Consider the following 24,961-nt stretch of genomic DNA (forward strand, 5'->3'; position numbering starts at 1 on the left):
TGCATTCATATAATCAAAGAAAATCAAAAGGACGATGTACATGACACGTGTCATTCTATTTCTAATCAGTTACGGACTTATTGTCATTACGGTTTCAAATATGATCTCTTATTTTAATTACGTATCACTGGGTTATGATTGGGGTCAAATATTTTATTTCATACTTCATACGGCGGATTTTACACTGTTCGTCTTTTCCGCTGTCATTATCATTCTTACCGTCTACGTCCGAGTCCCATCGCGGCTTCCATCTTCGCGAGAGTGACAGATGCAATTGCATTCGCTTTCTCTGCACCTTTGTCTAGAATTTCGTCTAGGACAGGCGAATCCAGAAGTTCATAATACTTCTCTTGGATTGGCGTTAAATGGTTGATAACTGCTTCGGCGACGCCGGCTTTAAATGCACCGTATCCAAGTCCTTCATACTTCGCTACGAGATCATCAATCGACACGTCGCTCAATGCGGATTCAATTGTCAGCAAGTTCGATACGCCAGGTTTATTTTCCACATCAAATTTTACGATGCCGTCAGAGTCTGTCACTGCGCTTTTAATTTTCTTCTCAATCTCTTTCGGTGTATCAAGAAGTGTGATCGTCCCTTTTTTATTCGGATCGGATTTACTCATTTTCTTCAACGGATCTTGAAGCGATTTGATGCGTGCGCCGTTCTTTGGAATCCGTACTTCGGGGATCGTCAAGATATCGCCGAATCTTCTATTGAAACGGTTTGCCAGATCACGCGTCAATTCAAGGTGCTGTTTCTGATCATCGCCAACAGGAACGATATCCGTGTTGTACAGCAAAATATCAGCAGCCATAAGCGGCGGATATGTCAGCAGGGCAGATGAAACGCCCTCTTGGCCTTCCGCTTTATCTTTGAATTGTGTCATCCTTTCAAGCTCGCCGATATACGAAATACATTGCATCATCCAGCCTGCCTGCGCGTGAGCGGGAACTTCCGATTGGATGAACAAAACAGCTTTTTCCGGATCAATTCCACTAGCTATATAAATTGCTGCAAGAGAACGGATCGTTTTTGCCAATTCCGCCGGGTCTTGCTGAACTGTAATTGCATGCTGATCAACAATGCAAAATACGCATTCGTAATCGTTTTGCAGCTCTGTGAATTGGCGGAACGCGCCGATATAGTTGCCTAATGTCACTGTTCCAGTAGGTTGAACGCCTGAAAAAATAGTTTTCATCTAAAATCTCCTCCTCAATATAAAAAAACATCAATCGTCCCCGTAAAAAAGGGACGATTGATGTTTTTTTCAACCGTGGTACCACCCGAATTGCCCGAAGGCCACTCTGATTCCCGTAACGCGGGGGACGTGACAAGCTTCTTTGGAGGTAATTCAAAAAGTTCGTAGATATCTTGAACCAATTCCAAAGGTTGACTTATCAAGCTCGGGATCCCATTCTTTCGGCTCAGCCTACCTGTTTGCACCATCCACAGGCTCTCTGAAAGACTGATACTGAAATACTTTTTTCCGTCATCGCCATTTCGCTCTTAATGTTTCCCACTATTATAAATCTTACATCGAAGAAATGCAACAGGCTTGCTCTCAAATATAAAAAAGTAGCAGTCCGATGCCCATTGCAATAAGGATGAGCGCACCGCTGCCGAGCATTGGGCTGACATTGCCTGAAAATATTTCAGAAGGCTTTCGCATGGCCATCATATCATCCATCCGGTGTTTGGATGTAACTACTTTTCTCATGCTGACGGTAAATACATCGAAAAAGCCGGTTGAGAAGATAAAAGAAACAAGCCCCAGGAATGTTAAGACACCTCCAATTATGAATGAGGCGTTTATATAGGAGAGCAATGTCATTTCTTTGAAATAGATGAGCATTAGAAGGATGATTACTACGTGAGAGATCAGAAAATTCCTAATAATTTTCTTCATTTTTCCACCCCGTTCCAAAGTAATAGTAAGGGATTGGCAATGAAAAATCAATTTTTCAAAAAAAAGTATAAAATAATTTGAATTTTAAAAGTCGTGTAAGCGTTGTCATTATCGCATTCCTTCGCCTCGACCTGTTCTAGTACACTAGAATCTTTTTAAAAGGTATGTACAACTGCTAGATTCATTGTATAATAATAATGTACCTAGTTTTCAGACAATTTTGAGGAGGTAATCGATTTGAAAAACCACAAATTTATGTGGCTTATTAGCATCATGCTTGTACTAAGTGTGTTCCTAGCAGCTTGCGGCGACAAAACAGACGACGCGGCAACTACTGAACCGGAAAAGGACAAGGGTGAGGACAAAGGAACTACTGAAGAACCCGCGAAAGATGTACCACAAGTTTTGAACCTGGTTGAAGTTGCGGAAATTCCATCCGTCGACTCATCTGTAGCGGAAGATGCAGTAGGTTTCAACGTACTGAACAATATCATGGAAGGGCTATACCGCCTTGACCAAGATAGCCTTCCAGTCCCTGCTATGGCAGACGGCGAAGCAGAAATCAGTGAAGACGGATTGACATATACATTTAAAATCCGCGATGCACAGTGGTCAAATGGAACACCTGTAACTGCTCATGACTTCGTATACGCTTGGCAACGTGCAATTGATCCTGCTACAGCTTCACCTTACGGACCGTACTTAATGGCGGGCATGGTTAAAAACGCCACTGAAATCGGAGAAGGTAAAGCAGAAATTACTGATCTTGGAATTACAGCTGAAGATGATAAAACACTAATCGTTGAACTTGAACGCCCGGTAGCTTACTTCCTATCGCTTATGTCTTTTGGAACATTCTACCCGCTTAATGAAGAATTTGTAACTGAACAAGGCGATAAATATGCATCTAATTCAGAAACTATGATTTACAACGGTCCATTCGTATTGTCCGATTGGGACGGCACTGGCAACTGGAAATACCTTAAAAACGACAAGTATTGGGATGCAGATACTGTAAAACTTACAGAAATTAATGTTGACGTTGTTAAAGAAACTTCAACAGCTGTAAACCTTTATGAACAAGGCAAGAAAGACCGTGTACTACTTTCTGCAGAATACGCAATGCAATATGCTGATGATCCAGACATCATCAATGAAATGGAAACATCTGTATTCTACTTCAAAATGAACCAAGAGCGTGACGGTAAAGCTACACCACTTGCAAATATCGATATCCGTAAAGCGATTGCAAGAGCATTCAACAAAGAAGAACTTGCAGATGCAGTACTTGCGAATGGATCCATTGCTGCAAACTTCTTGGTTCCAACAGAATTCACATTTGACGAAGACGGAAAAGACTACCGTGAATACAGCGATGAATATGCTGTATACAACGTTGAAGAAGCACAGGAATTCTGGAAAAAAGGTCTAGAAGCACTTGGAACTGACAAAGTGGAAATTGAAATTCTTGGTGGCGACACTGAAAACGCTAAAAAACAGCAAGAATGGTTCAAATCCGAGCTTGAAAGAAACCTTCCAGGTTTGACAATCAAACTGAAAGAAGTTCCTTTCGCGGTACGCCTTGAACTTGATGATACTAGCGACTATGACATTCAATCAGCTGGATGGGGCCCTGACTTCCAGGATCCAATCTCGTTCATGGAATTGTTTGTAACTGGTAGCCCACAAAACAAGATGAATTACTCTAACCCAGAGTATGACAAACTGATCGAATCTACAAAAACAACGCTAGCTAATGATCCTGTAGCTCGTTGGGAAGCTTTCGCAAAAGCTGAAAAAATTCTTCTTGAAGATGATGCAGGTCTAGTGCCGACGTATCAACGCGGAAGAATGGTTCTTATGAATCCAGCAGTAAAAGGTCTAGCTACACATCCATTTGGCGGAGATTATAGCTACAAATGGACGTATATGGAAGCTGTTGAAAAGTAAGAGTTGTAAAATGAAAGCTTAAAATCTTATAGAAAGAGAGTATATGGGCGTAATTGACCATGTACTCTCTTTTTCACTGAAGTTAAACTATCTAAAAATTCGTTGTATTATTTGTTGTAATTATTAGTTTTTTGTGCTTAGTAATCTATGAAATACTGGAGGTGCGAAAATGGCTAAGTATGTCACGAAACGTGTGATTTATATGTTTCTATCATTGTTCTTAATTGCATCGTTTACATTTGTTCTTATGAAAATGCTACCAGGATCCCCGCTAGCTTCCGCAGCAAAATTATCCGTCGAGCAAAGGGAAGTCGTTTATGAGAAGTATGGATTGAACGATCCGATTCCCGTACAATACATTCGTTACATGGGGAACCTTGCAAAAGGAGACTTTGGTGTATCGTTCCAATATAAAAGTGCAGATGTTACCACTCTGATTGTGAAAAAGTTGAAATACTCGGCGATTTTGGGAACCCAGGCAATTGTGTTCGGGACCATCATCGGTATCGTTCTTGGAATGATTGCGGCGTTGAAACAAAACACAGTTTGGGATTACGGAAGTACGATCATTGCGATTCTTGGCATCTCGATTCCATCTTTTGTATTTGCGGTCTTGTTGCAATACGTCTTTGCAGTAAAACTAGAATGGCTACCTGTCGGACTTTGGGAAGGATGGAAGTCCAGTATACTGCCGTCAATCGCATTGGCAATGGGACCGATTGCCATAGCGGCAAGGTTTATCCGGACGGAAATGATAGAAGTGCTAAGTTCGGATTATATTTTATTGGCAAAAGCGAAAGGTGCGAACTGGTTTGAAATTGCTTTCAAACACGCTTTCCGGAATGCGCTCATCCCCCTCGTCACTGTACTTGGACCGGTTGCTGCTGGGCTATTGACCGGATCACTCGTTGTTGAGCAGATTTTCGCTGTCCCTGGTATCGGGGAACAGTTCGTTAAATCGATAGCTACGAATGACTTTGCCATTATTATGGGAACGACGATGTTCTTCTCCGTGTTCCTCATTGTGATTATATTAATTGTGGATATTCTTTATGGGGTCATTGATCCGCGTATCCGTTTGTCTGGAGGTTCCAAGTAATGACGAATAATCTGGAAAAATTGCCGAAAGATTCATTTGAACGGATTACAATCGATAGTTCACATGCCGAAAAAATATCGAAACCGAGTTTGAATTTCTGGCAGGACTCTTGGCTCCGTATCCGTAAAAACAAAGCGGCCATCGTGAGTATATTCATCTTATTATTTATCGTGTTCATGGCTTTTGCCGGACCTTATATGAATGAACATGATCCCCAGGATGTAAAGGTTACACATGCGAACTTACCGCCAAAAATTCCAGGACTTGAAAAGTTGGGAATCTTCGATGGGGTAGGTAAACTCGGTTCGAAAACAGTCAATCTTTATGAATTGAAAAAAATCGATACGTATTACTGGTTCGGTACGGATAGCCTTGGACGTGATTTGTTTTCCCGTCTTTGGAAAGGGACCCAGATTTCCCTAATTATCGCGTTCGTAGCAGCTGTCATTGACGTCGTAATCGGTGTCATTTATGGTGGGATTTCCGGTTATTATGGAGGGCGAACCGATGATATTATGCAACGGATCGTCGAGGTGTTAATCGGTATTCCGACATTGGTCATCGTAATTCTGATGTTAATGGTCATGGATCCGGGAATATGGGCGATTATTATTGCCATATCGATAACCGGATGGATTGGCATGTCACGTATTGTACGCGGACAAGTCCTTAAATATAAAACACAGGAATTTGTAATGGCGGCTAAAACGCTTGGTGCAAGCGACAAACGGATTATCAGCAAGCACATACTGCCGAACATCATGGCGATTATAATCATTAACATGATGTTCACTATTCCGACTGCGATTTTCTTTGAGGCGTTCCTTAGCTTCATCGGGCTTGGTCTTCAAGCACCGGAAGCGTCACTTGGCACACTTATTAATGATGGTTATAAATTTATTCAGTATCAGCCGTTTATGTTATTTTTCCCGGCATTCGTATTAAGCTTGTTGATGATTGCGTTCAACTTGGTCGGGGACGGATTGCGCGATGCACTTGATCCGAAAATGAAAGATTAAAGGAGGGAAGCGAAATGGAGAAAATTGTTGAAGTGAAGAATCTTGAGCTTTCCTTCCATACATTTGCAGGAGAAGTGAAAGCGATTCAAGGCGTTAATTTTGAAGTGTTTAAAGGCGAGACGCTTGCTATCGTCGGTGAGTCAGGTTCAGGTAAATCGGTAACGACGAAATCGATCATGCGGCTCCTTCCAAAATCCAGCACCGAATATAAAAAAGGCGAAATTTTATTCGGAGGAAAAGACCTTCTGAAAATTTCTGAAAGCGAAATGCAAAAAGTGCGAGGAAAAGATATTTCTATGATTTTCCAAGATCCGATGACTTCGCTCAATCCGACAATGACGATTGGCAAGCAGATTATGGAACCATTGTTGAAGCACCAAAAACTTAGTAAGTCCGATGCGTGGAATAAATCCATTGAGTTGCTTGCTTTAGTAGGGATGCCGCAGCCTGAAATGCGCATGAAACAATATCCACACCAATTTTCAGGAGGCCAGCGCCAGCGTATCGTTATTGCTGTTGCTCTTGCTTGTAACCCTAAGCTTTTAATTGCCGATGAGCCGACGACTGCGCTGGATGTTACGATTCAAGCGCAAATCTTGGAATTAATGAAAGATCTGCAAAAGAAGATAGACACATCCATCATTTTCATTACGCATGACCTTGGAGTCGTCGCAAACGTGGCGGACCGTGTTGCCGTCATGTATGGCGGCCGAATCGTCGAAGTGGGAACAGTTGATGAAATCTTTTATAACCCGCAACATCCATATACATGGGGTCTGCTAAGCTCGATGCCATCACTGGATGCAGGCGAAGAAAAGTTATACGCAATTCCGGGGACTCCTCCGGATCTGTTGGCTCCGCCGAAAGGAGACGCTTTTGCCTTGCGTAGCGAATATGCGATGAAAATCGACATGGAACAAGTTCCGCCTCTATTTAAAGTGAGCGATACACATTATGCTGCGACGTGGTTGCTTCATCCGGATGCACCTCAAGTGGATCCCCCGGCGGCTGTCATTGAACGTATGAAGAGATTCCCTGGAAGCCGTTACCATGTTGGCATTGCAGGAGGTGACCGTTAATGGCTGAAAAATTACTTGAAATCAAAAACTTGAAACAATATTTCAATGTCGGTAAAAAGAACGAAGTGCGTGCTGTTGACGATATTACATTCGATATTTATAAAGGTGAAACGCTTGGTATCGTAGGAGAATCAGGTTGCGGTAAATCAACTACGGGCCGAACAATCATCCGTCTTTACGACGCGACGGGCGGGGAAGTCATCTATGATGGCATTGACGTCCACGCAAAAAAAACCAAAACAGAACTGAAAGCTTTCAACCGGAAAATGCAAATGATTTTCCAAGATCCTTATGCATCATTGAATCCCCGGATGAAAGTGCTTGATATCATCGCTGAAGGTCTCGATATCCATGGACTTGTAAAAAATACAAAAGAACGTACTGCACGTGTCCATGAGCTCCTTGAAACGGTAGGATTGAACCGTGAGCACGCGAATCGTTATCCACATGAATTTTCGGGCGGTCAGCGTCAGCGACTTGGAATAGCACGCGCACTTGCCGTCGAACCGGAATTCATCATCGCGGATGAGCCGATTTCGGCATTGGACGTTTCCATCCAGGCACAGGTCGTCAACTTGTTGAAGGAGCTTCAAGAAGAGAGAGGCTTGACGTATTTATTCATCGCTCATGACTTATCGATGGTGAAATATATTTCCGATCGGATCGGCGTCATGCATTTCGGCAAACTTGTCGAAATAGGGCCGGCCGAAACGTTATACACTGCACCTTTGCATCCATATACTCAATCACTCCTATCCGCAATTCCATTGCCAGATCCGGATTATGAGCGGAATCGGGTACGGAAGAGCTACAATCCGACATCACATAATTATCGCGAAGATGAAGAAGTGACGATGCGCGAAGTGACACCGGGACATTTCGTCCTATGTTCGCAGCGCGAGTTCGACTCATTTCCAAAGTAATCTTCAACTATATGAAAAAGGCCGATTTTCGACAAGAAAATCGGCCCTTTTTTTTGTTTCGCTATTATTAGCATGTCTGATTTGCTAGAATGATTGAAAAGAGAGGACGGTGCAATTGTTATGAAAATAATGAAATGGTTGCCGGCCATGATGCTTATAGCCGCATTTGCGCTTCCGACAGCGGTAAATGCTGAAGATGCTGAAAAGCTTGAAGACTTTGCTGAACGTACATATGGATTTGATAGAATAGAAGAAGAAATCCTGACAATGACAAAGTTGTTCCGCTTTGAATCTGGATTGGAATTCGAGTACCCAGATGCAGTTAGGGGTGTATACGTAACAGGACATTCCGCAGGCGGTGAACGCTTTTCCTATCTGACGGACCTGTTGGATAAAACGGATTTGAATGCGATGGTCATCGATATTAAAGACGACTTCGGAAATCTTACATATGAACCTGCTGATGATTCGCCGCTAAAACCGTTAGGCATCGGTAAACCCTATATAAGTGATCCCCAAAAGATGTTGAAAACGCTTGAAGAAAAGAAAATTTATCCGATTGGCCGAGTTGTCGTGTTCAAGGATAGCGTCCTTGCGGAAAAACGCCCCGAGCTGTCATTCATGGATGGCAATAGCGTATGGAAAAACGGACGGGGAGAGTCGTTTGTCAATCCATTCATGAAAGAAGTATGGGATCATAACGTCAATATTGCCATTGAAGCCGCCAAAATGGGATTTCAAGAAATTCAGTTCGATTACGTCCGTTTTCCGGAAGGGTTTGAAAATCGGCATGACACTTTGAAATATACGTATGAGTCATACGCGGAATCAGAGTTTGACCCTGTACAGCGACGCGTAGAAGCGGTTACAGATTTCGTTAAGTATGCGCGGGAGCAATTGAAGCCTTATGGGGTACAGGTATCGGTGGACATTTTCGGTTACGCTGCGACACTTCCTGAAGCACCGGGAATCGGTCAGAACTTTAGCAAGATATCCGAAAATGTCGATGTAATTTCATCAATGATCTATCCAAGCCACTGGACATCGTATTTCGGCATTGAAAAACCGGATCTTGAACCGTATAAGCTCATCGCTGAATATGCAAAACTCGAAAACACAAAATTGGCCGAGCTAGAAACCCCACCTGTATCAAGACCTTGGATTCAAGATTTCAGTGCACCGTGGTTAGGATCAGGTAATTACTTGAAATATGGGAAAGCGGAAGTCGAAGCGCAGATTAAAGGATTGAAAGACAATGGCATTGATGAGTATCTTCTATGGAATGCCGCAAATAAATATTCTGCAGGCGTCAATTACAAACCATGATAGACAACAAATCCAGAAACGAACTTTATGTTTCTGGATTTTTTTTATGGAAAATGAAACCTTTGCCTAGTTTAAAGCGTATTATATTATAGGGATAAAAAATACGCAGTCCATCCCTATTTTCAATTAGCTATCTCTTAATTGAGAAAAAGTATTATTTGAATAGAAGATGTTTATTTATTTTCTCTTGCGGGTATAACAGTATAGAGAACAAGCACATACTTGATAATGTCGTATAAAAGCCGTTAATGTTATGGAATTGTGACAACAATGCATAAGACAATAAATATTTCCCGAAAAGTGTATTCATCAGTAATGAATACGTGTATAATAGGGATTAGAAGAAGTCAGATTAAAGTTATTCTAATTTACTTGTAAAAACATATATCCAAACATTCGAGCCGACTGAAAGGAAGTGTCAGCATATGATGGTAACATTATTTACTTCACCTAGCTGTACATCATGCAGAAAAGCAAAAGCATGGTTAGAGGAACACGAGATTCCGTATACTGAACGTAACATTTTTTCAGAACCGTTAAATATTGATGAAATAAAAGAAATCCTCCGCATGACTGAAGATGGAACGGACGAAATCATTTCGACACGCTCAAAAATATTCCAAAAGTTGAATGTTGATGTGGAGAGCCTTCCATTACAACGTCTGTATGAATTGATCCAAGAGCATCCAGGACTTTTGAGAAGACCGATCATCCTTGATGAGAAAAGACTTCAGGTAGGATATAATGAAGATGAAATCCGCCGATTCTTACCAAGGAAAGTTAGAGCATATCAGCTGCAAGAAGCGCGGCGCATGGTAAATTAATCAAACCAATAGTGTGTAGCTGATAGGGGTTGACATTGTAAAATGCCGTATACCTATCAGCTTTTTGTATTTCTCTTGCTTTCCCGGAGGATGTTCTCTACAATGCTATTACTATCAAAATTATTCGTCCTAAGGCGGAACCCTTTCAAATCGTAGAGGACGGTCATATAGTAAGTATAAGCATTGCAGATTTTTACACATTGAAGGGGACTGGATTAACCCAGTACCAAGGAAGGGAGAGAAAAAAGGGATGGAAATAGAGCGCATTAATGAAAATACGGTAAAATTTTTTCTTTCATATATTGATATAGAAGAGCGTGGCTTCACTCGCGAAGAAGTTTGGTATAATCGTGACAAAAGCGAAGAACTTTTCTGGGAAATGATGGACGAAGTTAACGACGAAGCCGAGTTTGAAGTTGAGGGGCCATTGTGGATACAAGTACACGCTATGAGCGGCGGTATAGAAGTAACTGTCACACGTGCACAATTAAACGAAGACGGCGAACCTCTGGAATCACCGTTCAGTATGGATGATCCGAAAAAGTTGTTCCAACACGGGAAAATGTTTGACAATGATGATTCAATGCAGGATATGGATGATGCCACATTTGAGTGGCTTGACAATATGTTTGTCTTCACCGACTTCGATGATCTCATTCCGTTGGCTGTAAGAATGTCGGATTACCCTGTGAAGACATCTTTATATTCGTTTGAAAATAAATATTATTTACATCTGGAATACGACACTGAAACAATCGACGATTCACGAAAAACGGACCTGTATAGCGTACTATCCGAATTCGGTGATACCTCAAATATGACAATTCATCGTATCGAAGAATATGGTAACCTCATCATGGACTCTGATGTTTTTGCAAAGATTCGACATTACTTTGGGTAGCAATAGGGATATTGGAACAGCTGCTAACATCGGCAGCTGTTTTTTTCTTGCAATTGCAACTGAATATTTGTAATATTGAGTATGAAGGGAGCGGATATTCATACTCACAGCAAAAACAAAGGAAGGCAAACTAGTTGTTCTCACACCCGAATTAAGAAAAGACCAGTTGAGGCAATGGCGAAAGTCACGAATGTTTTTTTGTCCCCAATGTGAAACGCCGGTCCAATTGAAAGTGGGGGATATTGTTGTCCCGCATTTTGCACATAAGAAGGATGCATCTTGTTCAACGTTATTTTCGGAAGGTGAATCGCAACAACATCTTCAAGGAAAACAGCAACTTTATGAATTTTTACAGCGGCATGCAAAACAAGTTGACCTTGAACCATACTTGAAAATGTCGTCACAACGCCCCGATATACTTGTGACAACCCAATCCGAATCCATCCCCATTGAATTCCAATGCAGCACAATCCCCGTCGCTGATATCGAATCGAGATCAGCTGGTTATCATAGCGCAGGAATGACTCCTATCTGGATTTTACTCAGCCCGGAAAAATTCAGCGGGAGGCCCTCAGGTGTCGGCATGTATCAGTTATCAAGATTTCATGAAAGTTTCCAAACGTTTGCGCCCCCTGAAGGCAATATGCTATTGACATACAACCCCAAAACAAAGAACTTTCATTATTTTACTAGCTTAATACATGTTGCAGGTAAACGGTATATCGGTATCCATCGAACTTTGCCATTGGCGAGACAAATCTTCCCTTTCGCACGTCCCAAAGTTCCGTCGAAGGATGAAATCACCCAATATACAGCCATTTATTTAACGGCTCGCACTCAATTTCTTCAATCTCGTATTTTATTGAATAGGAGGGGTGTGAACAATCCATTTTTAAGGATGTGCTATGAAATGCGCATACTTCCCGCGCATCTCCCGCAATGGTTCGGACTGCCAGTACCTTATAGCGAGGCATTTCGTGAACATGATTGTGAATGGCAGTTGGCATTCTTTTATTATATGAGAAAAAATGGAATGAACTTGAGGGAATTACCCCGAAACCTGATAAGGGAATATGTATCCCGTTTAGCAGAGCCTTCAAAGGGAAAAGAAAAAGCGTGTATTGCTTATCACGAATACCTCCGTTCAACAGGCGTCTCTTCATCTCAAAAAGGCACAGGAATGGATGAAGAGAAAATTCATCACTTACTTTCAGAAAGATTCCTTGCAAAGCGTTACGAAAATTGAGAAAATAGGATTGATTCGTTTCCCGAAGTAAAGGGAGAAGGGGGATTACTGATGGCGACTGAAAATAAGAACAAAGTATTGACTCGTGATGAAGTTAAAGTGGAGGAGACATGGCGTCTCGAAGATATTTTTGCCACAGATGAAGCATGGGAAAATGAGTATGCGGAAGTTGAAGAACTTTCCCGCACAGCCGAATCTTATCAAGGGACACTTTCCAATGGCGGTGATGCACTTTATAACGCATTGAAGTACCGTGATACGCTATCTGAAAGGCTGCGCAAGCTTTACACATACGCTCATCTGAAGACCGATCAGGATACGACGAACAGTTTCTACCAAGCGATGGATAGCCGCATCAAAACACTATACGTGAAAGTATCGACCGCATTGTCATTCTTTTTACCCGAGCTACTGTCCATCGATGAAAACGAATTGGACAATCTTGTTGAAGAACACGAAAAACTGCGTCTATACAAGCAGGAATTCGAAGAAATCAATACACAAAGGCCACATGTTTTACCTGCTGAACAAGAAGCGCTTCTTGCTCAATTATCAGAAGTGACCGGCAATTCATCAGAAACATTCAGTATGTTGAATAATGCGGATTTGACGTTCCCGATGGTGAAAGACGAAAATGGGGAAGAAGTGGAGCTCTCCCATGGCCGCTATGTCAACTTTTTGGAAAGTGATGATCCGCGCGTTCGAGAAGACGCATTCAAAGCGATGTACTCAAAATACGATGAGTTCCAAAACACATTCGCATCAACTTTGTCGGGAAATGTGAAAAGTGACAATGTGAATGCACGAATCCGTAACTATTCATCCGCACGCGAGGCAGCAATGTCGAATAATCACATTCCGGAACAGGTTTATGAAAATCTAGTTTCAACTATCAATAAAAACGTCCACTTACTGCAGCGCTATGTGGCACTCCGTAAAAAAGTGTTCGGACTTGAAGAACTTCACATGTGGGATATGTATGCGCCACTTGTTAAAGATGTGGATATGAAAGTACCGTACGACGAAGCTTCACAGACGATGCTGGATAGTTTCCATCCACTCGGCGAAGAGTATGTCTCAATCGTACAAGAAGGGCTTGAAAACCGTTGGGTGGACGTCCGTGAAAATAAAGGGAAACGTTCAGGTGCTTATTCTTCAGGTGCCTATGGGACAAATCCGTATATTTTAATGAACTGGCAGGATAATGTCAGTAACTTATTCACACTGGCGCACGAATTCGGTCATAGTGTCCATAGTTATTATTCTCGTAAAAGTCAGCCATTTGTCTACAGCGGTTATTCGATTTTCGTAGCGGAAGTTGCATCGACAGTGAACGAAGCCATTTTGAATGATCACTTATTGAAGACGATCGATGATGAACAGAAACGCATCTACTTGCTAAATTATTGGCTCGATGGTTTCCGCGGAACCGTTTTCCGCCAGACGATGTTCGCTGAATTTGAACACCTTATTCACCAGCTGGACCAGCAAGGTGTCGCCTTGACAGCTGAAAAACTGACAGAAGAATATTATGCTCTTAATAAGAAATACTTTGGGGAAGACCTTGTCGTCGATAAAGAGATCGGCCTGGAATGGGCAAGAATCCCTCACTTCTACTACAATTATTACGTGTATCAATATGCGACAGGCTACAGCGCAGCAGTTGCGCTCAGTAATCAAATCTTGACGGAAGGCAAGCCGGCCGTTGAACGCTATGTAAATAACTTCTTAAAAGCCGGTTCCTCCGACTATCCGATTGAAGTTCTGAAAAAAGCTGGCGTCGATATGACAAGCGCTGCGCCTATTGAAGAAGCATGCCGGGTCTTCGAGGAGAAATTGAATGAACTCGAATCACTGCTTTTGAAAAACTGAATAGTAGTTAACCATAGCTCTATTCGCCGTTTTTAATCGGCGGGTAGGGCTATTTTTATTAACATATATTTTAAGGGATATAAAGTAAGCCGTCTTGTTGAAATATTTAATGTGACAGTCATGTGAAATTCATTGTGAATTGTTGATGCTACTATTATTTTATGATAAGGTAAGGATGTGAAATAAATCACATACCAAACATACACCCCTTTTGTTTGAACGTGAACATTTCTCCCATTCCCTTTGAAATAGAGCATCCACTTCCCCCCAGAAGTGGATGCTCTTTTCTGTTGGTTGGGAGAGGGGAAGTAGTAGGCTTAATGGTTTGCAGCAAATAGTAATGGCTCGTACATGAATCCATGGCATTCAAGCCGATGTTATAGGGCGCCGCCAGTTAGTCATGGATACCCTCCCCTAAAAAAAGCCGCTTCATCTCCCGAAACCCCGGGAAATGAAGCGGCTATTATTTATTCATGCTTGTTTTTTACGCCATAATGTTACATCTTGAAAAGAAATTCGTTCGACATGTTGTTGTAGAAGCCGTTTCTTAAGTTCGCGCTCTGCAGATTTTTCGGTAATATTGTAAATATTTGCAATCTCTTTTGTGGATAGTGTATCGAAACGCTGGAACAAATCTTCGAGGGGGGGGGGGATATCCGGATGGATCGGCCCGCCGACCAATTCCCCTAAAATCTGTTCGTAGACTTCGTAGTCGTACAAGCCGCTTACTTTTAGCCCTTCGTCTTCAATGTTTTCATTGAAGAAAACGAACGTAGGGGCTTTGTCGACTTCCATTTCTTGCGCCATATACAAATCCACTTGGAGGGAACGCAGCACGTTTTTTGAAGAAAAGTCATGTATGAATTCATCAACATCAAGATTCAGTTTTCCTGCGATTTCAACGAGAACCGAAAATGAAGATACGTTCCTTGACTTCAAAAATGAATACTCCAACATTTTTGATAAAAATCGGAAGCCAGCGCGTTTGCCTTGGAATTCTGCAGTTTTAACAGCGATGCTCGGATAAGCGGGATGTGTTTTTTCACAGGCCAGCTCATCAATATTTTTTTGCGAGCATTGGAAATTCAATTTGGGCAATGATGTACGCAATGCGATTCGGAGAGTGAAATAACGATCATATTCCACTTGTAACTTCCGAAGTAAAGGTTGTAGAGACCAGCAATCTCCGCATAATGGGTCGATGTAAACATACAGTTCGACAGGTCTTGTGCAAGATGAAGGACTGACCGGATTCTCTAATAATGTACGTCGATTCACGTTCTTTCCCCTCCGGTCCTGTTCACCATGTGATTGGCAGTCAAGACGAGGCGCTTATAATAAATATCACGTATATTTCCTTCCAATCCGACTTCATCCATCGCTTCTGCCATGCATGCCAGCCATGCTTCTGCTTGTACTGGCGAGATTGGAAATGGCATATGACGAGCTTTCATCATCGGGTGACCATGTTCTTCAGTATATAAATTCGGTCCGCCTAAATATTGTGTTTGAAATTGTTTTTGTTTGCGTACTGTTTCTGTCAGGTCATCCGGGAAAATCGGGTATAGGTCCGGGTGTACGGCCACTTTAGCGTAAAACAGGTCGATAAGTTCCGACAACTTTGTAGCACCGATCTCCTCAAAAGGGATCAAAGGTTTTCGCATCATTCTGTCAATCTCCTTTGCTCTGACTGTATTGATATTCTATCAACCCTGCATCCCTTACACAAATATCTAGCTTTTAAAGTGAAATAAAGATGTAAAACAATGAAATTATTCATTGAAATAGCTGAGCACTTTTTTTACGTATTGCTGAGTTTCTTTGAATGGAGGGATTCCGTCGTATTTTTTTACATTTCCGGGACCCGCATTATAGGCAGCAAGGGCGAGTTCAACATTATCACCAAATTGATTAAGCATTTGTCTTAAGTATTTAGCGCCGCCCATGACATTCTGGATAGGGTCAAAACTATTTTTAACACCGAGGAACTTTGCTGTGCCGGGCATTAGCTGCATTAGCCCTTGCGCCCCTGCGTGACTGACACTATTATTGTTAAAATTCGATTCTTGTTTAATGACGGCAGAGATCAGTTTGTCGGGTATGTTATATTTTTCAGCGGCTTGGCTGATGATATCACCATAGCCGCCAGTACTCATGGATGAAGTGGCTGTCGAAACGGAAGAGTATTGTGCCGCCGAGGCCTGGATGTTCTTGATAATGGAAGGTTCAAATACCGCATTTTTCCCACTATAACGCAAGTATTCCATGGTATCGGCATTTCCGAGTATTGTCGACGTAGTGGAAGATAAGGAGTCCGTTATGGATGTGTTGCTTAGCATTTCCCCCATAATAGTAGTAAACATTGAAGCTGATGTGTCATTTTGTCCCGCGTATGTTTGTACAGCACCTAAAGACTGAAGTGAATTGATTCCCATTAAAGTACGGAGTATGCGCGTATCCATCACGATTTCTCCCTTCAGATAGATCATTGTTGGCTTATAAAATATTTTCCTTACAATTTAGTATACCAATTTATGTGGAAAAACGCATTTCTTAAACTGCAAGGCTGGGCTCCATATGATAGAATGAACGTAATGACGCATGAAGGGAAGAAGAAATCGTGAACATTGTAAATCGAATTGACAGTGGACTTCGGAACGAAGAACAAGTCCTCTTTTTATTGGCGGAAAATGCGGAAAAACCACAGGGAACTCCTTCAGGAAAGATGATTACGGATTCGGAAAATGTTTCATTTGTTTATCTTTTAGAAGAAGAAGGAGGATATAGCCACGTTTATTTCACACAGGATGTTTGGCCGCTAATGGTCGAAGTATTGAAGATGGATGCAGATCCAGTTCTATCGTGGAAAGATGGGGTAATGGCGCTTCCCGGATTTAAAGATGAATTAACAATGCTTATCTACAATATTGAGGGTAATGATAATTACGGGGAATTATTCACCTCTGCAGTCGAGCAGGCATTCAGCTCGATACTTCAACCTAAGGAATAACTAGATGGGAGGGATTCGGATGAAACAGTGGAGTCAATTTCTTGAACCATATAAGCAAGCGGTGGATGAACTGAAGGTGAAATTGAAAGGTTTACGAAACCAGTATGAATTGGAAGCTGTACATACTCCCGTCGAGTTCGTGACGGGCAGGGTAAAACCGCTTGCAAGTATCTATGACAAAACACTGGAAAAAGCGATCCCGTTCGAGCCATCGTCGGAACTTGCTGCCGAATTGCCTGATATTGCAGGTCTGCGCGTGATGTGCCAATTTGTAGATGATATCAGTACCGTCGTAGAAACATTGCGGCAGCGGAATGACCTTGAAGTGATTGAGGAACGCGATTATATCGCACATAACAAACCAAGTGGATACCGTTCCTACCATTTGATCATTAAGTATCCCGTTCAGACGATTCATGGTGAAAAGACAATTTTTGCGGAGATTCAAATCCGTACGTTAGCAATGAATTTCTGGGCTTCGATTGAACATTCCTTGAGTTACAAATATGAGGGTGAAATGCCGGATGAAATCAGGCATCGACTCGAACGCGCAGCGGAAGCCGCTTTTCAGCTGGACGAAGAAATGTCCCAGATTCGCAATGAAATCCAGGATGCACAGCAATATTTCAGCGCCTTTAAAGAAACGGCAACGAGACGTTACGGTGGGGAAAATGGGAAAGGGGGAGAGAAATGATGAAATTTGCAATTCAGTCACGTAATGATGAGTTATCCAATCGGCTCTGTGATCAAGCTAAAAACTATTTGACAGACTTCGGACTGGTTTTCGATGAAGAAGAACCTAATATCGTCCTCTCGGTCGGGGGAGACGGTACATTACTCCACGCTTTCCATAAGTATCAATACCGGCTTAAAGAAACCGCGTTTGTCGGAATCCATACGGGACATCTTGGCTTCTACGCCGATTGGAAACCGGCTGAAATTGAAAAGCTCGTCATTTCCATCGCCCGGAAAGAATTCGAAGTGTTCGAATACCCGCTACTCGATGTTAAAATCAACTACGCAAATGATAAGGAAAGTGCTTTGTTTCTTGCATTGAATGAATCGACGGTGAAATCGCCCGATGTGACTCTCGTTATGGATGTTGAACTGAATGGTAATCAATTTGAACGCTTCCGCGGCGATGGATTATGCATGTCCACACCTTCAGGTTCGACCGCCTACAACAAGGCGCTTGGCGGGGCAATTATCCATCCATCTTTACCATCCATGCAATTAACGGAAATGGCATCCATCAACAATCGCGTTTTTCGGACTGTCGGTGCACCGCTTGTGCTTCCAGCACATCATAAATGCGTGTTGACACCTGTCAAAGGTCCAGACTTCATGGTAACAGTCGATCATTTGCAGCTACTTCATAAAGACGTGAAGTCGATTGAATACTCTGTTTCAAAAGAAAAGGTCCGTTTCGGCAGATTTCGACCGTTTCCATTCTGGAGACGAGTTCACGATTCATTCATTGATAGCGATGTTTGATGCTAAAAAGGAGGACGCACGTTTTTGCCTAAGCTTCCATGTGGCTGAAAGCGGAATACTACTGCGAGAATTCCTGCACGCAAAAGGCATTTCCAAACGGACATTGACCGCAACGAAATATGATGGCGGGGATATTAGAGTAAACGGATTTGAACGGAATGTGCGGCATCCATTGCAGGCGGGGGACGAAGTGCTCGTCTGCTTTCCGCCCGAACGGCCAAGCCCGGGGTTACATCCCGAGAATGGGGTTCTAAATATCGTCTTTGAAGACGATGCACTAATCATTATTAATAAACCAGCTGGACAAAGTACAATTCCGTCACGCGACCATCCTACCGGCACTGTTGCGAATGCGCTTGCCGGAAAATTTGCCCATGAACGTCTTCCGTCAACGGTCCATGTTGTCACGCGTCTTGACCGGGATACGTCAGGGCTGATTTGTGTTGCAAAAAACCGGCATATTCACCATCTGCTTAGTGAGCAGATGACAAATTCCGGTTTTCATCGACAGTATGTTGCAATCGTAGAAGGACATATCAATCAAGACAAGTTCACTATCAATAAACCCATCGGCAGAAAAGACGGCAGTATTATTGAACGGGTTGTGCGTGAAGATGGACAAGCTGCCCGAACAGATGTAGAAGTATTGGGTCGCTCCGAAATCAACGGACATGATTTGACCGAAATAGCGCTTATTCTCCATACGGGAAGAACGCATCAAATACGTGTTCACATGCAATGGGCGGGCTTTCCGTTGCACGGCGATGATTTGTACGGTGGAAATCACGGCTTAATTGGGCGCCAGGCTTTGCACTGTGCGGCAATCAAATTTACGCATCCGCTAACAGGTGAAAAGGTTGAATTCAGTTGCGAAAGTCCACCGGATATGAAACGTCTCATGAACATTGAAATCAATCAAACGAAGTGAATTTTTCGGGAACAAAGGGTTGCCGCGAAGGAACCGACACAGTCTTCATTTCGGGATAGCGCAATGCTGTAAGTTTACCCCCAAATACGCATCCCGTATCAATATTCGCGGTATTATTCACAAAGCGAGCGTCCGTGACAGGCGTATGGCCATAAACAATATAGGCATTTCCTTTGTAATGCTTGGCCCAATCGCGTCTGAGTGGCCTTCCATCAGGCAACTTTTTACCGGTGATATCTCCGTAGAGGACGAAAACCCGCATTTTTTCCGAACGGGCAGCGCCGATCATATCTTCGCGGATACCTGCGTGGGCTATGATAAGATTGCCATCGTCATGGGATTGGTACAGTGGTAAAGCTTCGTAAAATCGACTATACATACTCAGAAAATCTTTCCGTTCTTCCTTTGGTAATGCGTCAAGTTCAGCTACCGTCGTTTCAAGACCATGTGTTAGTTGGACCTGATTCCCTTTTGCATACCGATAAAATTTATTGCAATGATTTCCCGGGGAATAAAAGAGGTTTTTATTTTTTTGGATTTTGAACAACAGCTTCAACATACGAAGTGAATCCGGACCCCTGTCCATTGCATCGCCGACAAATGCGAGGTTTCTTCCTTCGGGATGGATTGGAATACCTGTGCTCATTGAGTATCCCAGCTCTTGGATCAACTGCAAGAATTCATCATAACAACCGTGGATATCACCGATAATATCAAATTTCATATTTTCATCACCCTTATTCACATATTGTAATAGTTTATAATACCCTTGTTTAACTTGGTAATGCACGATAAGAAAGGAAGGTGTAGCTGTGAACATTGAAGAAGAATATAAAGAAGAAATCAGTTTCGATGAAGAGAAATTAAAAGATACACTGATTCAACATGATATAAAATCTTTCCGTAATGAATACCTACTCCTTCATCCGTATGATCGAGCCATTTTTTATGAAAAAATCGATTCGGAGCTACGGGAAATCATTTATCAATACTTATCACCGAAAGAACTTGCAGAAGTTTTCGAGACAAGTGAAATCGGCGGCGATGAATATAAACAGTTTCTTCAGGAGATGGACACGACGTATGCAGCAGACATGATTTCGTACATGTTCGTTGATAACGCGGTAGATGTCCTGAATGAACTCGACAAATCACAAGCAGTCAGTTATTTGACATTGATGGATAAACAAGCTGCCGCCGAAATTAAAGCCTTACTCCATTATGAGGAATATACAGCCGGTTCAATCATGACGACGGAATATGTTACGATTCCGCAAAACTCGACGGTCCGTTCTGCCATGACGATTTTGCGCAACGAAGCGCCAAAAGCAGAAACGATTTACTATGTCTTTGTCGTTGATGACAATTATCGTCTGACGGGTGTTATTTCACTTCGTGATTTGATTATCGCACATGAAGATACGTTGATCAGTTCCATTATGAGTGAACGGGTTGTAAATGTCCTTGTCTCGGAAGATCAGGAAGACGTCGCACGGATGATCAAGGACTATAACTTCCTAGCTGTCCCGGTCGTCGACTTCCAACAGCATATTCTCGGGATTATTACGGTCGATGATATTATCGATGTACTCGACGAAGAAGCATCGGATGACTATTCCAAACTTGCTGGGGTTTCCAATATGGATACTTTCGACAAAAACTCGTTCTCAGCAATGAAAAAACGGCTTCCATGGCTGCTTATTTTGTTGGTATTAGGAATGTTGACCGCGAATTTGATTGATCTGTTTACAGAAACAATTTCCAAAGTGGCACTTCTTGCTGCATTCATCCCGCTGATTGCAGGTACAGCAGGGAATAGTGGAACACAAGCACTTGCGGTCGCGGTGCGCGGTATTGCAACAGGTGATGTAGAGGATGAAAGTAAATTCAAGTTACTGTTTCGAGAGGCGGGGACAGGGCTGATGACTGGATTTATTTGCGCATTATTTGTTGTGGGACTCATTTATGTGTGGAAGGGTGCATTCGTGATCGGGCTTTTAGTCGGTGCCGCCATTTTTGTCTCCATTTTTGTCGCGACAATTTCAGGATCATTCATCCCGTTAGTTATGCACAAAATGAAAATTGACCCAGCTGTTGCATCCGGTCCTTTCATCACAACATTGAATGACGTAATTAGTGTAATAATTTATCTCGGTCTGGCAACGGTTTTCATCAGTGATCTTTAGATCATTGGTGAGAACCGTTTTCCGTATGAACATCTTGAAAAATGGGCGCATATACTGAGATAAAAAAGGATGTGCTAATCATTTATCCAAATGAGCCATTATTATTCGTTCATGGACCGCCCGTCTTTATTAAAGTCGCCTTTTTGGTTGAGGAAAGCACGTCAGTTTTTATTTTGAACGGGGAAGAATCGGAAGTTTCCAGTGAACTGAAACAGGAAGAACAGAAAGTACAGGTAGAACAGATTTTTCCCGAAGAACAGAAAGCGCAGGAGAAACAGGTAGAAGTACCGGCATTAAAGGTTACGGATCCTTCCATTACTAGAAGGATTATGTATCTTGCAACACCATTTCCACGGCAAGTTTATCAGCCGCTTGAATTTGTTTTGGGCGATGAAACGCTGATTGGAATAATTGAAAATGTTGAAGGGGAAACAATTACGATAGAAATCGAAGAAGGGGACAAAGAATTCGTTTCTGTAGAAATGGGAAGTATCGAAGAAATTTTATGGCGTGGCAATCCTTTTGATATTAACTGAAATAGGAAGGCAGAACGGAGTTATTCGTTCTGCCTTTTTTGATTGAATTTTCATCGAAAAAGACAGGAGAAAAAGTCTGCCTAATCGGTAAACCGATCGGGCAGACTGGGCATTGCAGATCTATTACTTAATCCTCGTCGCAATCGATAAATACGTCTTTAACACATTGGATACCGCAGAAACATTTCAAGTCCACAGTAATACATGAACCTGTCGCTTCAAACCTTTCCACGTGACACAGTTCATCAAAGTCGAGTTTACCATGTTTAAAAAGGTTTACTCTTTCTCCATTTTCTTTTCGTGGTTCGAGAACTTCCAATGTTGCACAACAGTTGTCAAATACGTTTTGTACTCTGAAGAAAACCGAGAAGCAGCCACCGCAATCTCTTTCCAATTCCGTTGTCCCTAATGATCCTCTACCTCTTCTTCTTTCACGTTTAAACATTGCTTTAAATGGGTCACCATCATCAGTCAATAGCATGAATACACGTGTATTTGCACGCTGACGTGAAGGGCTGACAAGGCTGCCTAGCGGAGTTAAGAAACAATCAGTTCTGCAATCGTCACAGTCCCGGTCTTCCCTAATATCCTGTACTCGTTTGATAGCACGGACGACTTCGCAAATACAGTTGTCTTGATGACGACGAACATCATTACTCTCTTCATTTCTTCCACATCCCATTAATTCCACCTCCTTTTCTCAACTCTTTATACTTTATGCACCAAAGTTCAAAGTGTAAGGGCGCGTTAAGGGATTATGAATAAAGTTAAGAGTGAAAAGGCATACTGTAAAGAAATGGAGGGGACGCATATCTGGAAACGTGGACTCATGATATTTGCAGTTGTGTTGCTATCAGGTTGTTCGGGCAATGACTTCCGGATTGACAATAGTTCGAGTGAAGATTCGACAAAAGCGGAAGAGGTATTCAATAACGATAAACGCCTAACATCCGCGGTAACCGTTTTTCACGAAAATGACGTAATTGCTGGCATCACGCTTACAACATTTTCACGCTTTAAAAAAGAGAAGATTGAAAAAGAACTTAAGAAAAGATTAGAAGAGTATTATCCAGATAAGGACATTACCGTCTCGGCAGACAGTAAAATCCGGATGGAAACGGACAAGCTCATTCAGCTGGATAATAAAAAAAATATGGGTAAAAAAATCGATAAATTGAAATCACTTATAAAGGAAGAGACCTGATGGACGAAAAAAAATATGCAAAGTTAGAAAAAGAAGTTTCGCCCAAAACGCCGTTGATGCGAAATGTCATTTTCGCATTCTTGACAGGAGGGACAATCTGCTTGATCGGTCAATTTGTTTCCATGTTTTACATGACCTTTTTCGATTTCACGGAACGGACAGCAAGCAATCCAACGGTCGCTACGATGATATTTTTTGCGATGCTATTAACGGGTTTTGGTCAATATAAGAAAATTGCCCAGTTCGGAGGGGCGGGGAGTGCAGTGCCGATAACAGGCTTCGGTAATGCTGTCATTTCCGCTGCAATCGAGCATAAGTCCGAAGGTTATGTTCTTGGGGTTGGCGGTAATATGTTCAAACTCGCAGGTTCGGTCATTCTGTTCGGTGTTTTTTCCGCATTCGTAGTTGCCCTTATTAAAACTATCCTTGTCAAATTTGGAGTTGTATCATGGTAGCGCGCGGTCTTTTGACATTCAAAACGACACCTTCCATTGCAGCAACAGGGGTAACCGCGGGACCGTTGGAAAAGAAAAGTCCATTCGCTGATAAGTTCGACAAGGTTTACGACGATGAACGCTGTGGAACGAAAACGAATGAACATGCGCATGCCAAAATGATGGAAGATGCATGCATGATTGCCTTAAGCAAAGTGGACTCTGTGCCTGGGGATGCAGACTTCCTGTTGATAGGAGATCTGGTCAACCAAATGACACCGTCTAACTTTGCCGCAACGACCGTCGGAATTCCATATCTCGGCATGTTCTCGGCTTGTGCAACATCGGTGTCCTCGCTAGTGATGGCGGCATTGTTGACAGAATCCGGTATGTCCACATGTGCCATTGCGGGAGCGTCGAGTCAGCATAATGCAGTCGAACGACAATTCCGCTATCCAGTCGAGTACGGATCTCAAAAACCTGCGACTTCGCAATGGACTGTGACAGCAGCGGGAGTAGCCACTGTTACGCCTTATAAAAAAGGGTTTCCTTCTATTGAGTGTGCGACAATCGGATGTGCAACGGACCTTGGGATGACTGATCCGCTTAATATGGGGGCGGCAATGGCTCCTGCGGCAGCCGATACGCTCACACGACATCTGACAGGTCATGGCAAAGATGTCAGCGATTATGACGTAATTATGACAGGCGATCTTGGAAAGACAGGGTTTGAATTGTACAAAACGCTTGCTGGCAATCAAGGGTTTGACGTCTCAGAAAAGTTCCGAGATGCAGGAGAGGAATTTTACGGCGCAGATACAGCTTTTTTATCCGGAGCAAGTGGAGCGGGTTGTTCTGCAGCAATTTTTTTCACGGAAGTAATCGATAAAATGATGGCAGGAGATTATAAGAGAGTCCTTCTAATTGCCACGGGCGCGCTTTTATCACCGCTATCGTTTCAACAAGGGGATACGATTCCATGCATCGCGCATGCAATCGAATTAACGATGAAATGAGTGT

The 24,961-nt window shown here is 42.5% G+C and carries 26 protein-coding genes and 1 other annotated feature; of the genes, 19 read left to right on the forward strand and 7 right to left on the reverse strand.

Features of this window, described 5'->3' with window-relative positions:
* Positions 1–215: 215 nt before the first annotated feature.
* Together trpS and HDC33_RS03815 are read right to left on the reverse strand one after the other, a co-directional pair.
* The gene (gene trpS / locus HDC33_RS03810; protein WP_179391179.1) at positions 216–1,202 is read right to left on the reverse strand and encodes a tryptophan--tRNA ligase; all 987 of its coding nucleotides are present in this window, start codon (positions 1,200–1,202) and stop codon (positions 216–218) included.
* 46 nt (positions 1,203–1,248) lie between these two features.
* Positions 1,249–1,506: a binding site (T-box leader), on the reverse strand.
* Between the two features lie 59 nt (positions 1,507–1,565).
* Positions 1,566–1,910 carry a DUF3899 domain-containing protein gene (locus tag HDC33_RS03815; protein ID WP_179391180.1) on the reverse strand — a complete coding sequence of 115 codons (345 nt, stop codon included), beginning with the start codon at positions 1,908–1,910 and terminating at the stop codon, positions 1,566–1,568.
* 237 nt (positions 1,911–2,147) lie between these two features.
* On the opposite strand from HDC33_RS03815, the gene HDC33_RS03820 reads away from it, so the two are divergent.
* The 10 genes from HDC33_RS03820 to pepF all read left to right on the forward strand — a co-directional run bounded on the left by HDC33_RS03820 (position 2,148) and on the right by pepF (position 14,149).
* Complete coding sequence (locus HDC33_RS03820; protein ID WP_179391181.1) at positions 2,148–3,860, forward strand: peptide ABC transporter substrate-binding protein; 1,713 nt, start codon at positions 2,148–2,150, stop codon at positions 3,858–3,860.
* A gap of 169 nt (positions 3,861–4,029) precedes the next feature.
* Entirely contained in the window at positions 4,030–4,959 is a 930-nt protein-coding gene (gene opp3b / locus HDC33_RS03825; RefSeq protein WP_179391182.1) for an oligopeptide ABC transporter permease, read from the forward strand.
* On the forward strand, positions 4,959–5,978 hold the full coding sequence (gene opp3C, locus HDC33_RS03830) for an oligopeptide ABC transporter permease (RefSeq protein WP_179391183.1): 1,020 nt from the start codon (positions 4,959–4,961) through the stop codon (positions 5,976–5,978). Before opp3b ends, opp3C begins: the two co-directional genes overlap by 1 nt.
* Positions 5,979–5,992: 14 nt before the next feature.
* Positions 5,993–7,057 carry an ABC transporter ATP-binding protein gene (locus tag HDC33_RS03835; protein ID WP_179391184.1) on the forward strand — a complete coding sequence of 355 codons (1,065 nt, stop codon included), beginning with the start codon at positions 5,993–5,995 and terminating at the stop codon, positions 7,055–7,057.
* Positions 7,057–7,980 carry an ABC transporter ATP-binding protein gene (locus HDC33_RS03840; RefSeq protein ID WP_179391185.1) on the forward strand — a complete coding sequence of 308 codons (924 nt, stop codon included), beginning with the start codon at positions 7,057–7,059 and terminating at the stop codon, positions 7,978–7,980. The genes HDC33_RS03835 and HDC33_RS03840 overlap by 1 nt, the downstream gene beginning before the upstream one ends.
* Before the next feature lie 120 nt (positions 7,981–8,100).
* On the forward strand, positions 8,101–9,306 hold the full coding sequence (locus tag HDC33_RS03845; protein ID WP_179391186.1) for a putative glycoside hydrolase: 1,206 nt from the start codon (positions 8,101–8,103) through the stop codon (positions 9,304–9,306).
* A 428-nt stretch (positions 9,307–9,734) separates the two neighbouring features.
* A complete protein-coding gene (gene spxA / locus HDC33_RS03850) occupies positions 9,735–10,130 on the forward strand; it encodes a transcriptional regulator SpxA (RefSeq protein WP_179392615.1) in 396 nt (131 codons plus the stop codon).
* A gap of 250 nt (positions 10,131–10,380) precedes the next feature.
* Positions 10,381–11,031 (forward strand): adaptor protein MecA, encoded by a 651-nt coding sequence (mecA, locus tag HDC33_RS03855; RefSeq protein ID WP_179391187.1) that lies wholly within the window; start codon positions 10,381–10,383, stop codon positions 11,029–11,031.
* 100 nt (positions 11,032–11,131) lie between these two features.
* Positions 11,132–12,277: a competence protein CoiA gene (locus HDC33_RS03860; protein ID WP_370457447.1), complete on the forward strand. Its 1,146-nt coding sequence runs from the start codon at positions 11,132–11,134 to the stop codon at positions 12,275–12,277.
* Between the two features lie 51 nt (positions 12,278–12,328).
* Positions 12,329–14,149, forward strand: coding sequence for an oligoendopeptidase F (gene pepF, locus HDC33_RS03865; protein ID WP_179391188.1), 1,821 nt, complete (start codon positions 12,329–12,331; stop codon positions 14,147–14,149).
* Between the two features lie 471 nt (positions 14,150–14,620).
* Here the strand turns inward: pepF and HDC33_RS03870 are convergent, their stop codons facing one another.
* From HDC33_RS03870 to HDC33_RS16705, 3 genes are all read right to left on the reverse strand, one after another.
* Positions 14,621–15,427, reverse strand: coding sequence for a DsbA family protein (locus HDC33_RS03870; RefSeq protein ID WP_179391189.1), 807 nt, complete (start codon positions 15,425–15,427; stop codon positions 14,621–14,623).
* A complete protein-coding gene (locus HDC33_RS03875; protein WP_179391190.1) occupies positions 15,424–15,816 on the reverse strand; it encodes a globin domain-containing protein in 393 nt (130 codons plus the stop codon). Before HDC33_RS03875 ends, HDC33_RS03870 begins: the two co-directional genes overlap by 4 nt.
* Before the next feature lie 105 nt (positions 15,817–15,921).
* The gene (locus HDC33_RS16705) at positions 15,922–16,611 is read right to left on the reverse strand and encodes a lytic transglycosylase domain-containing protein (protein ID WP_179391191.1); all 690 of its coding nucleotides are present in this window, start codon (positions 16,609–16,611) and stop codon (positions 15,922–15,924) included.
* A gap of 158 nt (positions 16,612–16,769) precedes the next feature.
* Here HDC33_RS16705 and HDC33_RS03885 point away from each other — a divergent pair, with 158 nt between their 5' ends.
* The 4 genes from HDC33_RS03885 to HDC33_RS03900 are packed head-to-tail and all read left to right on the forward strand — an operon-like array spanning position 16,770 to position 19,581.
* Positions 16,770–17,159, forward strand: coding sequence for a UPF0738 family protein (locus HDC33_RS03885; protein WP_179391192.1), 390 nt, complete (start codon positions 16,770–16,772; stop codon positions 17,157–17,159).
* A gap of 19 nt (positions 17,160–17,178) precedes the next feature.
* Positions 17,179–17,853 carry a GTP diphosphokinase gene (gene yjbM / locus HDC33_RS03890; RefSeq protein ID WP_218843159.1) on the forward strand — a complete coding sequence of 225 codons (675 nt, stop codon included), beginning with the start codon at positions 17,179–17,181 and terminating at the stop codon, positions 17,851–17,853.
* Entirely contained in the window at positions 17,853–18,653 is an 801-nt protein-coding gene (locus HDC33_RS03895) for an NAD kinase (protein ID WP_179392618.1), read from the forward strand. Before yjbM ends, HDC33_RS03895 begins: the two co-directional genes overlap by 1 nt.
* Positions 18,553–19,581, forward strand: coding sequence for an RluA family pseudouridine synthase (locus tag HDC33_RS03900; RefSeq protein ID WP_255457299.1), 1,029 nt, complete (start codon positions 18,553–18,555; stop codon positions 19,579–19,581). Before HDC33_RS03895 ends, HDC33_RS03900 begins: the two co-directional genes overlap by 101 nt.
* On the opposite strand, the gene prpE is transcribed toward HDC33_RS03900, so the two are convergent.
* On the reverse strand, positions 19,565–20,305 hold the full coding sequence (prpE, locus tag HDC33_RS03905; protein WP_179391193.1) for a bis(5'-nucleosyl)-tetraphosphatase PrpE: 741 nt from the start codon (positions 20,303–20,305) through the stop codon (positions 19,565–19,567). The genes HDC33_RS03900 and prpE overlap by 17 nt on opposite strands.
* Before the next feature lie 94 nt (positions 20,306–20,399).
* Between prpE and mgtE the strand changes: the two genes are divergently transcribed.
* Positions 20,400–21,767 carry a magnesium transporter gene (mgtE, locus tag HDC33_RS03910; RefSeq protein WP_370457448.1) on the forward strand — a complete coding sequence of 456 codons (1,368 nt, stop codon included), beginning with the start codon at positions 20,400–20,402 and terminating at the stop codon, positions 21,765–21,767.
* 41 nt (positions 21,768–21,808) lie between these two features.
* On the forward strand, positions 21,809–22,303 hold the full coding sequence (locus HDC33_RS03915) for a hypothetical protein (protein ID WP_179391195.1): 495 nt from the start codon (positions 21,809–21,811) through the stop codon (positions 22,301–22,303).
* A 127-nt stretch (positions 22,304–22,430) separates the two neighbouring features.
* Here HDC33_RS03915 and HDC33_RS03920 read toward each other — a convergent pair whose 3' ends face one another.
* A complete protein-coding gene (locus HDC33_RS03920) occupies positions 22,431–22,985 on the reverse strand; it encodes a CotY/CotZ family spore coat protein (RefSeq protein WP_179391196.1) in 555 nt (184 codons plus the stop codon).
* Positions 22,986–23,060: 75 nt separating this feature from the next.
* Here HDC33_RS03920 and HDC33_RS03925 point away from each other — a divergent pair, with 75 nt between their 5' ends.
* The 3 genes from HDC33_RS03925 to HDC33_RS03935 are packed head-to-tail and all read left to right on the forward strand — an operon-like array spanning position 23,061 to position 24,957.
* The gene (locus HDC33_RS03925) at positions 23,061–23,507 is read left to right on the forward strand and encodes a hypothetical protein (RefSeq protein WP_179391197.1); all 447 of its coding nucleotides are present in this window, start codon (positions 23,061–23,063) and stop codon (positions 23,505–23,507) included.
* On the forward strand, positions 23,507–23,962 hold the full coding sequence (spoVAC, locus tag HDC33_RS03930) for a stage V sporulation protein AC (RefSeq protein ID WP_179391198.1): 456 nt from the start codon (positions 23,507–23,509) through the stop codon (positions 23,960–23,962). Before HDC33_RS03925 ends, spoVAC begins: the two co-directional genes overlap by 1 nt.
* Positions 23,956–24,957, forward strand: a complete 1,002-nt coding sequence (locus HDC33_RS03935; protein ID WP_179391199.1) for a beta-ketoacyl-[acyl-carrier-protein] synthase family protein — start codon at positions 23,956–23,958, stop codon at positions 24,955–24,957. The genes spoVAC and HDC33_RS03935 overlap by 7 nt, the downstream gene beginning before the upstream one ends.
* Positions 24,958–24,961: the final 4 nt, after the last annotated feature.

Source organism: Sporosarcina sp. JAI121 (genome assembly GCF_013408665.1).
Classification (GTDB): Bacteria; Bacillota; Bacilli; order Bacillales_A; family Planococcaceae; genus Sporosarcina.